At 31.6% G+C, this 14,250-nt stretch carries 17 protein-coding genes; 8 read left to right on the top strand and 9 right to left on the bottom strand.

Going from position 1 to position 14,250, the window contains the following annotated elements:
* Window positions 1-105 precede the first annotated feature (105 nt).
* The 4 genes from L0669_RS06635 to L0669_RS06620 all read right to left on the bottom strand — a co-directional run bounded on the left by L0669_RS06635 (window position 106) and on the right by L0669_RS06620 (window position 3,258).
* Window positions 106-288 (bottom strand): hypothetical protein, encoded by a 183-nt coding sequence (locus L0669_RS06635; protein WP_263762229.1) that lies wholly within the window; start codon window positions 286-288, stop codon window positions 106-108.
* Between the two features lie 622 nt (window positions 289-910).
* A complete protein-coding gene (locus L0669_RS06630; RefSeq protein ID WP_173973247.1) occupies window positions 911-1,123 on the bottom strand; it encodes a hypothetical protein in 213 nt (70 codons plus the stop codon).
* Window positions 1,124-1,431: 308 nt separating this feature from the next.
* A complete protein-coding gene (locus L0669_RS06625; RefSeq protein ID WP_173973246.1) occupies window positions 1,432-1,611 on the bottom strand; it encodes a hypothetical protein in 180 nt (59 codons plus the stop codon).
* A 90-nt stretch (window positions 1,612-1,701) separates the two neighbouring features.
* Window positions 1,702-3,258, bottom strand: a complete 1,557-nt coding sequence (locus tag L0669_RS06620) for a vitamin K epoxide reductase family protein (RefSeq protein WP_263762227.1) — start codon at window positions 3,256-3,258, stop codon at window positions 1,702-1,704.
* Window positions 3,259-3,518: 260 nt separating this feature from the next.
* Between L0669_RS06620 and L0669_RS06615 the strand changes: the two genes are divergently transcribed.
* The 5 genes from L0669_RS06615 (at window position 3,519) to L0669_RS06595 (ending at window position 4,629) form a co-directional block, all read left to right on the top strand.
* Window positions 3,519-3,653: an rSAM-modified peptide gene (locus tag L0669_RS06615; protein ID WP_263762225.1), complete on the top strand. Its 135-nt coding sequence runs from the start codon at window positions 3,519-3,521 to the stop codon at window positions 3,651-3,653.
* Between the two features lie 133 nt (window positions 3,654-3,786).
* A complete protein-coding gene (locus tag L0669_RS06610; protein ID WP_173969979.1) occupies window positions 3,787-3,918 on the top strand; it encodes an rSAM-modified peptide in 132 nt (43 codons plus the stop codon).
* A gap of 110 nt (window positions 3,919-4,028) precedes the next feature.
* A complete protein-coding gene (locus L0669_RS06605; protein WP_263762223.1) occupies window positions 4,029-4,172 on the top strand; it encodes an rSAM-modified peptide in 144 nt (47 codons plus the stop codon).
* A gap of 105 nt (window positions 4,173-4,277) precedes the next feature.
* Window positions 4,278-4,436: an rSAM-modified peptide gene (locus tag L0669_RS06600; protein WP_263762221.1), complete on the top strand. Its 159-nt coding sequence runs from the start codon at window positions 4,278-4,280 to the stop codon at window positions 4,434-4,436.
* Window positions 4,437-4,494: 58 nt separating this feature from the next.
* Complete coding sequence (locus L0669_RS06595; RefSeq protein WP_173969976.1) at window positions 4,495-4,629, top strand: rSAM-modified peptide; 135 nt, start codon at window positions 4,495-4,497, stop codon at window positions 4,627-4,629.
* A 158-nt stretch (window positions 4,630-4,787) separates the two neighbouring features.
* On the opposite strand, the gene L0669_RS06590 is transcribed toward L0669_RS06595, so the two are convergent.
* Window positions 4,788-6,548 (bottom strand): AraC family transcriptional regulator, encoded by a 1,761-nt coding sequence (locus tag L0669_RS06590; protein ID WP_263762219.1) that lies wholly within the window; start codon window positions 6,546-6,548, stop codon window positions 4,788-4,790.
* A 168-nt stretch (window positions 6,549-6,716) separates the two neighbouring features.
* Between L0669_RS06590 and L0669_RS06585 the strand changes: the two genes are divergently transcribed.
* The 3 genes from L0669_RS06585 to L0669_RS06575 all read left to right on the top strand — a co-directional run bounded on the left by L0669_RS06585 (window position 6,717) and on the right by L0669_RS06575 (window position 9,600).
* A complete protein-coding gene (locus L0669_RS06585) occupies window positions 6,717-7,895 on the top strand; it encodes an acyl-CoA dehydrogenase family protein (RefSeq protein ID WP_173969974.1) in 1,179 nt (392 codons plus the stop codon).
* Window positions 7,896-7,982: 87 nt separating this feature from the next.
* Window positions 7,983-8,765 carry a DUF3050 domain-containing protein gene (locus tag L0669_RS06580; protein ID WP_263762217.1) on the top strand — a complete coding sequence of 261 codons (783 nt, stop codon included), beginning with the start codon at window positions 7,983-7,985 and terminating at the stop codon, window positions 8,763-8,765.
* Window positions 8,766-8,832: 67 nt separating this feature from the next.
* Window positions 8,833-9,600, top strand: a complete 768-nt coding sequence (locus tag L0669_RS06575; protein ID WP_263762215.1) for an SGNH/GDSL hydrolase family protein — start codon at window positions 8,833-8,835, stop codon at window positions 9,598-9,600.
* A 144-nt stretch (window positions 9,601-9,744) separates the two neighbouring features.
* Here the strand turns inward: L0669_RS06575 and L0669_RS06570 are convergent, their stop codons facing one another.
* Genes L0669_RS06570 through L0669_RS06555 form a run of 4 tightly spaced genes read right to left on the bottom strand, consistent with a single transcriptional unit; the run spans window position 9,745 to window position 14,073 of the window.
* Window positions 9,745-10,764: a hypothetical protein gene (locus L0669_RS06570; protein WP_263762213.1), complete on the bottom strand. Its 1,020-nt coding sequence runs from the start codon at window positions 10,762-10,764 to the stop codon at window positions 9,745-9,747.
* A complete protein-coding gene (locus L0669_RS06565) occupies window positions 10,742-12,370 on the bottom strand; it encodes an FAD-dependent oxidoreductase (protein ID WP_263762211.1) in 1,629 nt (542 codons plus the stop codon). Before L0669_RS06565 ends, L0669_RS06570 begins: the two co-directional genes overlap by 23 nt.
* The gene (locus tag L0669_RS06560) at window positions 12,345-13,865 is read right to left on the bottom strand and encodes a polyamine aminopropyltransferase (RefSeq protein WP_263762208.1); all 1,521 of its coding nucleotides are present in this window, start codon (window positions 13,863-13,865) and stop codon (window positions 12,345-12,347) included. Before L0669_RS06560 ends, L0669_RS06565 begins: the two co-directional genes overlap by 26 nt.
* Complete coding sequence (locus L0669_RS06555) at window positions 13,858-14,073, bottom strand: DUF350 domain-containing protein (protein ID WP_263762206.1); 216 nt, start codon at window positions 14,071-14,073, stop codon at window positions 13,858-13,860. Before L0669_RS06555 ends, L0669_RS06560 begins: the two co-directional genes overlap by 8 nt.
* Window positions 14,074-14,250: the final 177 nt, after the last annotated feature.

Genomic DNA, 14,250 nt, shown 5'->3' with positions numbered 1-14,250 from the left:
ATTTTCTATAAATCAAAACACCTGCAAGAATCATCAGGAGTTTTATAAAAGAAACCGCCTAATAAAAACATGAGGCGGTTTCTCTTTATTTAAAAATTATGAAAATTAGCTATCCAGCAAACAACTTTCCTCAATAACTGATGAGCAACTTTCTCCCCCATGTATAATACCTGCAAAAGTACCATCAGGACAATAACAAGCCTCAATTCCTGGTCCTGAGCCATTAATACTTTTCTTCTCACTGTTACTTAAAACTTCAATTCCAATTAAATCTTTCAATTTTTTCATAATTTGTTTTTTTGATTTGTTATTTCTTCAATCATTTTAAGACAGTTGAAGGCTCTGTCTGCTAAAAAACTATCATAATATTGATTACTATTATTCTATGAAATAAAAAAAAACAGAGAAGATAATATCTTCTCTGTTAGGGTATTTAAAAACCATATTTATTAGAAATACAATTTCTGTAGGAGTGGCACTGGTTAACCCTAACCAAATAAAAATCAACTCAGTGACCAATTTTCCTAAAGAATCCCAACACCAATCATCAATGTGGGGAAATTGCTCAATGTTCCACGATCGAGCGCCTACAAATTAAAAAAAACATGACTAAATTCTAAAAAAGGCTATACTGTATTTCTCTTAAAACGATTAAAAATTAACAACAAAGGCGACTTGTTTCGCATATACTTCCTGCTGATGTATTTACAGGACAAGTACCGCCTACGGGTATTAAAACGCACCCAGCTTCGATAGCATGAACCCAACATTCAGGAATTCCTCCCTTTATTGTTTTTTGCTCGCTCTTGCTGATATGTTGCGCGCTTTCTAAATTTAAAATCTTCTTTAACATTATAAAATATTGATGTTGAAACTCAAATTATATTTTATTATAATTTTTCAGTGACTATTAACACGGAGCCATTAATATAGAACATTGATTATTTCCTATATATGCTGGTCTCAAGTTACGCGGATAGGCTAAACATTGCGCCTGTGTAGCATAAAACACAACAAACTCTCCACATTCTCCGTCTGGTGGAATACTTCCTCCATTGATACTTTTTTGTTCACCTACACTTAATGCTTCGGCTCCTTGTAAGTTTAAAATGTTTTTTAACATGATATTTTTGTTTAAGTTTTTATTTAGGGCTTATTTATCCAATTTTAAAATTTATTCAAATGGAAATTTACAATTACCTGTACTTCCTTCACTCAGTCCCGGAATTGTTCCATCTGGACAATAAGTAAAGCAGGATGCACTACCCGTACTACAAAAACAACGACAATTAGTAGGAGGCTTAATTGGCTGTCCTCCTTGTATATTTTTTTGCTCATTTGCACTTAACAACTGAGCTCCCTCAAGGTTTAAAATGTTTTTTAGCATAACTATGTTTTTTTGTTTTTGTTTTTAGTTTGATTCTGTATTAATTAGCAAGCTTTTGTTCCGTCAGGTACGCAATCCCAATAATATGGTACAGTTCCAAATTCATTACATCTCTTCGCGAAAGAACCTGGGTTACAAACCGGAGCATTCCCTCCAGATATCATTTTTTGTTCGTTTTCACTTAATTCTACTGCGCCTTCAAGGCTTAAGATACTTTTTAACATAAGGCATAATTTATTTGTGAGTTACACTTCAATCATTTTAACGACAGTTGAAGCTTTCTGTCTATGCTTATGTAGAAAAAATTAACCGTACTACGCTATTTTTTTCTCAAGAATTTCAACTTCTTCAACAAAATCATTTAAGAAATATTTCAATTCGCTTAATTCATATTCGTTAGGAAAAACTTTTTCATTTACAATTTTAACCGGTGTATAATTAAAATTATTTTTAGAACACCATTCGTATTGTTTTTGTATTTCCTGATTGATCATCATACTAACATTATCAACATGCCATTTTTTCAACCATTTTTTAAGTCCCATATTTTTAATATGCCAATCTGATATTGCTTCAACCGTTTTTCCTGGCGTTACTCTGTTTATGGTTAAAAGTCTTTCTACAACTGATTTATAAGGATTTTCGGCATTTTCAGGATTAATATTAAATAGTACATTTAAAAATATCTTATCCGGAAATTTTAATACTAAATCAAATGCTTCCTGAAATGCTTTATGACAATGTTCACAACTTGGGCTTATAATAATCGCAAGTTTTACTCCTGCATTTCGGTTTCCAAAATGTAAACCTCTTAAATCATCAAATCCATTTGTATATGGTACTTTTTTAGATAAAAAATTTAATAAAGAATAATTTCTTTTAAACTTTTTCATCTCTTTCAAAGAACTTTCATTACCCAGAATATTTTTTATAATTGTTTTTAATACTGACCAAATTGGAATAAGAAGGGCAACAGAAAACACAAAAGGAAAAATCTCATCGAAACTAAAACTTAGCGTAAACAAGTCTGACGCAAACCACACGGCACTTTGCATAAATATTAAACCTGAAACCACAAGGCACATCACGCACCATTTTTGAATTTCAAACTTTTGAATCCAAATAGAGGATACAATTACCGGAATTGCCAACAAGCTCAAGAAACCTATAAAAATTGACGATTCAAGTGGTTTGATTAAAATCGCTATCAAACTTGAACCAAAGAAAATAAGTGGCAGATCTGAAAAATTGATCCATTTATTATTTCCTATTTTATTATTGATAACAGAATTACAAGAAGAGTTTGAACTCAGATTACAAAATCTTGAAATAATACCGTTTTTAAAACCAAATTTTTCCTGAACAATAAAAACACTTACAATAAGTCCCAAAATTGATGTTGCTAAAAAAACAACGCTAAACAAATTATAGGTATTATAGAAAAATGACAACCCAACTAAAAGTAAAAGTGGTAAAGTATATTTTAGCCAACTAAATTCAACTTTCAGATTTTCTCTTGCAATAACATTATTTGGTTCTATCGCAACGATTACTCCATTCCAGTCTAACAGGAATTTCTCGTACGACATTTTTAACCTTCCTTTTTTTATAGTATGAATACTAACAAAATTTTTAGCCTTTTCGACCAGGATAAGTTCCTCTTTAAAATAGGCCAAAAAATTAGATGGTAAATCTACTATTTGTTCTTTCGAAACTCTTACCGCAGCATTCTCTACAGATAGCAAATCAAGAGAATCTGTTATAGCAAATAAACTAGGATAATTTGGATGAGAAAGAAACAAATCTTTAAACTCATTTTTAATTTCCGAGTATCTATTTATTTGTAGAAATTTTTGGACAAGTTTTAACATCTTTTCGAATCTTTAAAATCATAATTACAACACAAAGATTGTTGTTTTTATTCGAAAAAAAACGTTAGAGGCACACATTTTATCAATTATACTACATACAATTTATAAATTATAGCAGTCTGAATGATTCATTCAAACAATTGAATAACAATAAGTTAAATCAATTATAATTCACTCAAAACCTCCAAAACCCGAATCTCGATTAAGGGTTTTCCTTTTTGTCTAGTTTTGATAAATCATAAACCCTAATACTCAACGACATGACAAATCAGGCATTAAAATTAACAGATTTTCAAACAGAAAAATTATCTAAAAATCAACAAAAAACTATTCAGGGAGGTGACGATTATGTCGATCCAAATAAAGGAGACGGAAAGGGAAATACGATATCTTAAAAATATTTTAGCAGTAAAACACAAACATAAAAAGGTTTATTTTCTCACAAAAAAAGATCTGAAAATAACATGAAATTCCTCTAATCTGAGAGCAACTTTTAACTCAATAAATTAATCTATAAATAAGAAAAAAATGGCAAATCTAAAATTAAATATCAGCGATTTTGAAACTGCAAAGTTATCTAAAAAACAACAAAAAACAATTTTGGGAGGTGACATTGATCCAAATAAAGGAGACGGAAAAGGGAATACTGTACCTAAATAAACATCAAAATTCGATTTCTTAAAATCTAAGATTTTAGATAAAAATATTCCAAAAAAAATTTACACCAACTATAACTATCCATATTAAAATTAACTCAAAAGACTTAAAAAATGAAAAATATTAAATTAAATATCAGCGATTTTCAAACAGAAAAATTATCTAAAACTCAACAAAAAGTAGTTTCAGGAGGCGACGATCCGGTTGATCCAAATAAAGGAGATGGAAAAGGAAATACTGTGGTGACTATTAAATAATCATCAAAATTGAAATTCCTTAATCTAAGATTTTGGAAATAAACAATCCACAAAATTATATCAACTATAACTATCCATAAAAAAATTAACTCAAAAAATTTAAAAATGAAAAATACTAAATTAAATATCGGCGATTTTCAAACAGAAAAATTATCTAAAAACCAACAAAAAACAGTTTCAGGCGGTGACGTTGATCCAAATAAAGGAGATGGAAAAGGGAATACTGTAGAAAGCACCGCTAGAAATGGATTTCCAAAACCTTAATTAGCGGTCTATCAATTTAAACTTCACATAAAAAATTTAATTATTAAAAAATAAAAAAATGGCAAATATAAAATTAAACATCAGCGATTTTGAAACTGTAAAATTATCTAAAAAACAACAAAAAACAATTTCAGGCGGTGATGATCCGATTGATCCAAATAAAGGTGACGGAAAAGGAAACACGAGATTGTAAAAATATTTTAGAAATTAAAATTTTGAATTAAAGATTGTCAAATTAAGAATCTCTAAATCAATAAACAGTTTATTAAAATACAATTCTGCCAATTCATCAAATCAAGGATGAAAAGGAACTATCATAGAATCAGTCAAAAAATAAAATTCTACGATGCATTAAATATTATTCGCAAATTGAGCTGGAGATACTCCAGTTCTTTTGCGAAATGATTTAGCAAATGAAACCGCATTTTTAAATCCAACACTTTCTGCAATTGCCTGGGTCGAATATTTACGATACATATGATTGGTAATCATTTCGTTAATCACATAATTGATCTTGAGTTCGTTAGAATATTCACCAAAAGATTTACCAAATCGTTTGTTTACCACATAAGATAAATAAGTGGTATTTGTTTTTATTTTCTTTGCAACATACGGTAGAGTAAAATCGGCATTAAGATATTCGTGTTTACTTTCTAGAGCCAGTAATTTTTCGACTATTTTGTTTTCTTTAGCTTCATCGATACTCAAATTGGCGTTTTCTTTCTTGAGTAAAATCTCTTCCTGCTCGAAAACTTCTTCTATTTCTTGTACCTCTTCTTGCTCAGGAGCATTTGCTTTCTTTTCTAAGTTCGCTTTAAATTCCTCGATTAAATCATTCATCTTTTTATGCGCCTTATTTTTATCTCTTATGTTTTTAATTAATAAAAAAACAATAGCGACAAATAAAACAACGTAAAAAACTTTCAATGCTTTATTTAGAAAAACATCATACTTATATTTTTCCTGAATGGTGACCATTTCATTCGTCAGATCTCCTACACCTAATTTGTAATTGACTTCGAGAATTTCGTCGTTTAATTTTGACTCTGACTTTTCGTAATTATCCAGATAAATTTTCGAATGTTTGTAAGCAAGTTCAGGCTCTTTTAGAATATTATAAATTTTTGCCTGGTAATAATTTGATTTTAGATAATCTATCTGATTCGTTTTGGTATGTTCTCCTATTGAATCTGATTTTTTAAAAAACACTAAAGCCTTATCGTATTTTTTGGTTGTGTAATGAAGGTCTCCTAAATTATAATTTGCTGTACATAATATTTCAGGCATATTGTTTTGATTCGCTAAAAAAACAATGTCGTAGTATGTTTTTTCAGCATTTGCATAATCTTTTTGCCAACTATAAATATTACCCAGACTTAATTTTGCGACAATCTTATTATCAGGAAAATTTTGAGAATAACTTACTGTTTTTTTATAAAAATATTCGGCAGAATCTAATAACATTTTACTCTTAGCATCTTTCATATAATAAGCTTCATATGAACCCGCTAAACTAATGTTGATATTACTTTTGTTATTTAAATATTGCTCTTTTGTATAAACACCTTCATTTTTATCTACAAAATCATTGAGCTGTCTTAAATCTTTTATAGCCAATCGATAATTACCAACTGCTACATTTATCGAAGCAATATTATTTTTAAATTTTACAATCTGAATAATATCTCCAATTTCTACAGAAAGTTTCATCCCTTGCTGATAGCTTTCGATTGCTCCACTGAAATTTCCTCTTTTCCATTCGGACAAACCATTATAATTGTATAAAATGGACCTCAGTTGTTTTTTATCCCGGTCATCAGGCATTTTATCCAGGTACTTTAATGCAAGCTGATATTTTTCTTTAGATTTGGCTGAATTACCTTTTAACTGAATTAAATAAGACAACGCTCCATTTGCAAAAGCCAAATGTTTATTGTTGTTAGATTTTACCATTTGATTAGCAAATACTATAGCACTATCTACATTAGCATTTGCAGTTAGTCTTATTTTATCCTTCAATAATAAGTACTCTTGTTCTGTTAAAGCATTTTTCTGTTGAGAAACTGCCGTATTCAGAACAAAAAAAAGTAAAAAAGAGATGATCAGCCTCATTAAATTTGTTTTTTGGAATCTCAAAAATAGCTTATAAATTTTCAATAAACTAAAATTAATTAAGGTTTATACTAATTTTCTTCTTTTAGTCTTCTAAAAATATAACAATTTAACATTGTTTTGTTATATTTTTATTACGTAAATTTGTTTTTGTAAAAACTATCACAAATGAAACCAGATTTATTTCAAGCTCCAGATTATTATAACCTAGACGATCTATTAACAGACGAGCATAAATTAGTTCGCGAATCAGCTCGTGCCTGGGTAAAAAGAGAAGTTTCTCCTATTATAGAAGAATATGCTCAAAAAGCAGAATTTCCAAAACAAATTATTAAAGGACTTGGAGAAATTGGTGGTTTTGGCCCTTATATTCCGGTTGAATATGGAGGCGCAGGATTAGACCAGATTTCATACGGTTTAATCATGCAGGAAATCGAACGCGGAGATTCTGGTGTAAGATCAACCTCATCTGTTCAGTCTTCCTTAGTAATGTACCCAATCTGGAAATACGGAACCGAAGAACAACGCATGAAATATTTACCAAAACTGGCTACAGGAGAATTCATGGGCTGTTTTGGACTGACAGAACCAGATCACGGTTCTGATCCGGGAAGTATGATTACCAATTTTAAAGATAAAGGAGATCATTACCTTTTAAATGGTGCCAAAATGTGGATCTCGAATGCTCCTTTTGCTGATATTGCTGTAGTTTGGGCAAAAGACGAATCAGGAAGAATTCACGGATTGATCGTAGAACGCGGTATGGAAGGTTTTACAACTCCCGAAACTCATAATAAATGGTCGCTTCGTGCATCATCTACCGGAGAATTAATTTTTGATAACGTAAAAGTTCCTAAAGAAAACTTATTACCTAATAAATCTGGTTTAGGCGCACCTCTTGGTTGTTTAGATTCAGCAAGATACGGAATCGCATGGGGAGCAATTGGTGCTGCCATGGATTGTTATGATACCGCTTTAAGATATGCTAAAGAAAGAATTCAGTTTGGAAAACCAATTGGAGGAACTCAATTGCAACAGAAAAAACTGGCAGAAATGATTACCGAAATCACAAAAGCACAATTATTAACCTGGCGTTTAGGAGTTTTAAGAAACGAAGGAAAAGCAACAACAGCTCAAATCTCGATGGCAAAACGTAATAATGTCGATATGGCAATTCATATCGCTCGCGAAGCCAGACAAATGTTAGGCGGAATGGGGATTACCGGCGAATATTCGATCATGCGCCATATGATGAATCTCGAAAGTGTTATTACTTATGAAGGAACACACGACATTCATTTATTGATAACCGGAATGGATGTAACTGGAATTCCAGCTTTTAAATAGTAAACAACTATTAAAATATATACAAAAACAATATAAAAAGCTTCTTCTAACCGGGAAGCTTTTTATCTTTGCAAAAAATTTACGAAAATGAATATTGAAACTATCCACAATAGCATTCAACCTCAAAAAGATCAACTTTTACAACATTCTTTATACAATAAAATTCAAAGCATCGATGATTTACATAGTTTCTTAGAAAGCCACGTTTTTGCAGTTTGGGATTTTATGTCATTATTAAAAGCATTACAGGCCAAACTTACTTGTACAACAACACCTTGGTTTGCTACAAAAAATCCTGAAACAAGATATTTAATCAACGAAATTGTTCTTGCCGAAGAAACGGATCTAAGCATCGACGGAAGAAGACAAAGTCATTATGAAATGTATATCGAAGCCATGGAAGATTGTGGTGCTGATACAAGCGGAATCAATAATTTTTTGTCTGAAGTAAATTCGCTTCATAATATATTCGTTGCAATCAAACAAAGTGCATTGCACCCGGATACAAAAGCTTTTTTAGATTTTACTTTTAGAGTGATCGAAGAAGGAAAACCACATGAAATTGCCGCAGCATTTACCTTTGGAAGAGAAGATTTAATTCCGAGTATGTTTACAGCAATCTTAAAAAACTTTCAAAAAAACCTTCCTGAAACTGATTTAAGCAAATTGCTTTATTATTTCGAAAGACATATAGAATTGGATGCCGATGAACACGGCCCAATGGCAATGCAAATGATTACTGATTTATGCGAAGATGATACTCAAAAATGGAAAGAAGTGGAAGAAATTTCAATCCTGGCATTAGAAAAACGAATCGGACTTTGGAATGCCATCGAAGAAGAAATCGTGATGAAAGCCGAAATGGTCTAAAAACCAAAATAAGTTATATAACGTAACTATTTGTTTAAAATGACACGAAACTTAATTTATCCAAATTATGAAATCACATTGCAAACAAATAGTTATTGTTATCCTCTCTATATTCCTTTTAAGCTGTAGTTCTGACGATTCAGCTTCAAAAACTCCCGTTACAACATTACCTGTTATAGTACCGCCTGTAACAGAAATTCCAACAACTCCTATCGCAAGCTCTATCCGTTATTTGGCTTTAGGCGACAGTTATACCATTGGGCAAAGCGTTTGTGAAACTTGCCGTTATCCCGAACAATTAAAATTAATTTTAAAGGCAACCTATCCCCAAACCGACTTTTCATTAAAAGTAATTGCCAGAACAGGCTGGACAACTTCAGATCTAATTTCAGCAATAAATAATGAAAATCCGGATGCTAATTACGATTTGGTTACATTACTAATTGGAGTGAACAATCAATATCAGCAACGAGATTTTTCGCTTTATCAAAAAGAATTCCCTCAATTACTAAATAAAGCAATTGCATTAGCCAAAGGCGATAAAAAAAATGTACTGGTATTATCGATTCCTGATTATGCCTACACACCTTTTGCTTCAGGTTATAGCCAGGCAAACCGCACCAAAATCTCAGACGAAATAGAGCAATACAATACTTTTGCCGAAAATACCTGTATCAACAACGGAGTCAGTTTCGTTTCGATTACAGACATCACCCGCCAGGGACTCAGCAATAAAAACCTAGTAGCTTCAGATGGCTTACATCCTTCAGAATTAGCCTATAAACTTTTTACAGATCGTATTCTTCCAAAAGTAAAAATGATTTTTCAGGATTAATTTTTAGAAGCAGAACATCAATTTTCAAAAAGATCAATTGTCCAGCTATTCACTATATCTCTATTGGTGAACCCCACCAATAGAGGATATCGCTGCTATCGGGGCTACGTTAGAAATTTTCAGTTTTTCAGGAAATTTTGAATTTTACTTTTTAGACTTCCAAATAAATCCGTCAAGTAAATAATGGGTAAATTGTGGTACACTTAAAAGCGGAACTATTAAAAATTGCCATGAAGAAAAATCAATCCATGCTACAGCGAAGTTCTCTTTCCACACCAAAACTTCCCATAAAAATTCTTCGGCAAAAGCGATTCCCGTTAAAATTAGAATATAAATAAAGATCGCGTTATAACTTTTTAGATAATTAAAAACTCTCAAACTCTCATTTGATTTATTTTCTACTTCTCTAAAATAAACTAATGCCATATATGGAATTCCGTGCGAAACTACATTGAGCAAGGTAAAAACAAGATCGTCATTAAAATAAACAATCCCAAAATACCACGAAAGTGCCGTTCCCAGAATTATGGCGTTTTTAGGAATATTAAAAAATTTGTTCTTTATACTTTTATAAAGCGTAAAAACAATATAAGTGAGTATAATTAGCACATAAATCCAAAACAGGATTTCTAATAAAAAGGCGCTCTCGAAACGAAAAAACTCGTTCTCTACAAACCAATTAAATTTTCTTTTCGAAGACAAAAACCAATACAACATTGGATATACTGTTGAAGCATAAATCACTAAATTATCTACAAAGACAGAAAGCCTTGTTTTTTCTTCGTTTCTGGCATACAATCGCATAAATCCATATTGTTGCCTGATGAAATGAAAAACCGCTACATAAGCCAGAAAAGACCAAAAAACTAAACTCCCAAAAGAGAACAAAATAATCCCAATTGCAAAACAAATTGTAGGCAAAAGCAATAATCTCTTTTTGTCTTTTTTGAATTCACTTGGCACAAAATACGTTTTAAACAAAGTCGCGTAAACATGTGCCACATCTATAAAAACAATTAGAAAAAGCCAAGTATAAAACGAATATTTATTTTCGATTTCGGTTATATAATCCTGAAACAAAAATACAATTGCCAGCACAAAAAAGGATGGACCAATGATAAAAGTTAAATCAGTTTTGGCTTTATGAATCCAGGGTTGTTTCATCTAAAATTTGATTTACTACATTAATTCCGTGATGAAAAGCTTCTTCAAAAATGGATATTCCGGACAAATCGGTGTGGGCAAAATAGATCTTATTCTCTATATTTCTTAAAGCTTGTTTTTGGGCTTCGCCAAAAATAAATCCTGGTGTTGGACTTACCATTCCGTGACCTAATAAAAAAACTTCCATTTGTTCTGTACAATCTTCAATATCCGGATGTGCAATTTTTAGATCATCAAAAACAAATTGTTTCCAATATTCTTTATTCTTTTTGTAAAGTTCTTTTCGTGATTTTTTTAAATCAGCCGATGAGAAACTATAATAATACGTAATCACTTTTCTATCCTGAACCTGATTTAAAGATTGATGCTGATCGTAAACATAACCCAAACCTTTTGCATCGTAAATGACATTATCCCACGAAAGCGGAAAACTAAAATTATCTGCTAAATCAGTCACGGTTAAAGTTGCCAAAAGCCACGGCGTATAATGAAACTGTTTTGTGAATTCCTTTCGGCCTTTTATTAAATATTGATTCACAAATTGTGGCGTTGCCATGATTACTTTGTCAGCAATAATTTCTATGGAAACCTTTTTGACATCATCAAATGCTTTTGCAATTACTTTATTGTTTTCGACTTTTACTTCGTAAACCAAATGATTTTTTAAGGTTTTCTGGTTCGTATATTTTTTTAAATGAGAAGCCAATCTGGCGTTTCCTTCCGGCCACGTTAAAACACTTTCTTTTTTATCTGAAGTTGCATCTTGTTTTCGTCCGGCAAAATAATGAATTCCCGCCCAAGCCGAAACATACTGTATTCCAAGTCCAAAATCGTCTTTGCAGCAATAATCGATATAATTGAATAAAGGTTCAGCTTTAAAATTATTGGTTTCAAACCATTCTTTCATCGTGATTTTGTCTAAACTTCTGGCAGCAATATCTTCTGAAGAAAGTCGAAGTGGAATATCAAATAAATACTTTCCATCACTTCCTTTTCCTTCCCGAAAATTATCCATTAACTTAAAAAAACGTTGAAATTCTAAATCCTGATCTTTAGAATTCCCCTCCTTTGGTACAACACCATCTTGCCAGTTATTCTTGTAAAATAATCTTTCATCCGGAGCAAACGACAATTGTAATTCGTCAAAAACAGGAAATCCTTTTGAATCGTAACTCAGAATAATTTTTTCTTCTTCCAGAAACTGTAGTAGCTCTTTATCCTTAAAATTGGGTAAAGGCAAATAATGCGCTCCTAATGGAAATTTAGAATACTGATTTTCTCCGTTTGAAGAATTTCCACCTAAATGCCCTTCTAATTCTAGCATAAGAAAATCAGAAATTCCTTTTTTATAAAATTGTCGTGCTGCGCTTAAACCAGAAATTCCGCCACCTACAATTAGATACGGAATATGAATTTGCGATGTTGGTTTCGGGAAGTCTTTTATCCAAAGCCTGTGTCCCAAAAGATGATTGGTTCCGGACAAATGAAGCAACAACTGAATAATTTTATCCGAACAAAATTGCAGAAAAGGAATTAATAGTAAAGAAGCTCCAATTCCTTTTACAAAACTGCGCCTTGATTTACTGTAATTTTCCCCATTCTTCATCGAAATAGCGTACTAAAATTTGATTGTCTAATCGATTGATTTCAATTTCATTTGAGATCATATCGTTTGTAAAATAATTGAATCTGTCAAACTGATAATTGTAGAATTTTAATCCGAGAGCTTTTCTGTTTACATTGTTAAAAGTGGTTCCAAAACCATTGATAGCGATAGTATACCCCCATTCTCCAAACGAAGGAACATAAGCATGATAAGCATCGACCTGAGGAAAAACCTGCATCACGGTTTTATTGATACACCAAAACGATTTTGGTGCAAAATATGGTGAAGTTGTCTGAATAACAATGGCTGCATCAGGTTGTAAAATCGTTTTTATGGTTTGATAGAAATTCAGCGAATACAATTTTCCTAAACTATAATTGGATGGATCCGGAAAATCGATAATCGCGACGTCAAACTTTTCTTTGCAGCTTTTTGCCCAAATATAAGCATCAGTATTAATTACGGTAACTTTTGGGTTGTTTAAAGCACCTTTATTAAAATCTGTTAATACTTTATTGGTTTGAAACAACTTTGTCATTCCCTGATCGAGATCGACAAGCGTGATTTTTTCAACGTCTTTGTATTTTAAAATTTCACGTACCGCTAAACCATCTCCTCCGCCCAAAACCAAAACATGTTTTACGTTTTTAGCAATCGACATTACGGGATGTACCAAAGCCTCATGATAGCGATATTCATCAGCAGAACTAAATTGTAGGTTGTTGTTTAAATAAAGTCTGTAATCGCTCTTATTATGCGTTAAAACAATTCTTTGATAAGGAGTTGAGTTGGTATAAATAATATTTTCTCCGTAAAGCTTCCCTTCAGAATAGGATAAAATAGAATCCGAGCTTAGAAAAACACTTAATAAAATTATAAATGAAAAGATTGCCTTTGCTTTCAGAAAATAACTATTCTTTAATTCTTTTTTTAAAAGAAAACACAAAACAATTGCAATACTTACGTTAATCATTCCAAAGAATAAGGATGTTCCCATTATTCCTAATTTGGGAACCAAGATCAGAGGAAATAATATCGAAGCTAATAAAGCACCAATATAATCGAAGGTAAATACATTAGAAACCAAATCTCTAAACTCGACTTTATCCTTCAGGATATTCATTAATAACGGAATTTCTAGTCCCACTAAAAAACCAGTTATAAAAACCAATAAATACAAGATAAACTGAAAGTACTCGACACTTTCGAACAATAAAAATAAAACTACCGAACTCAAGCCACCAATTAAACCCACTAAGATTTCGATTTCGACAAAAGTATTCAGTAAATTTTTATGGAAAAATTTAGAAAAAAATGAACCAATACCCATAGAAAATAGGTAAACGCCAATAATAAATGAAAACTGTTTGACTGAATCGCCTAGTAAATAACTGGCCAAAGTACCTGCAACAAGCTCATAAATAAGCCCGCAGGTTGCAATAACAAATACAGCAAAAAGCAATAAAAATTCGAACCTAAGAAACTTTTTACCCATGAATTGCGGCACTAATAATCATTGAAATACCAATGATAAACGCTGCCAAAACAATAGCAACAGCAATATTATTTTTCTCAACAACCTCTTTCCAGGTGTTTTCAGGCGTCATTTTTTCGATGATGAAATAAGCTACTAATAAGATAACGAACCCTAAAACTGAATAAATGATCGAATTAACGATGGGCTGAAAATGAATTAAATCCATACTTTTAAAGATTTATTTATGATAAAAATGATTAACGGAACTACGGGTCCCTGATGTACTATATTTTTCGGTTGTTTCGCAATCACAAATTCTGTTTCCGGAATAAGCAAAATACAAATAAGCTGCAAAGCAAAATAATCCTATTGCTAACGCCGCTATATTATTCTTCAAGAAATC

Source organism: Flavobacterium bizetiae (assembly GCF_024271895.1).
Lineage (GTDB): Bacteria > Bacteroidota > Bacteroidia > Flavobacteriales > Flavobacteriaceae > Flavobacterium > Flavobacterium bizetiae.
The sequence above is the reverse complement of the archived record's forward strand: the minus strand, read 5'-3'. Positions and strand labels throughout refer to the sequence as shown.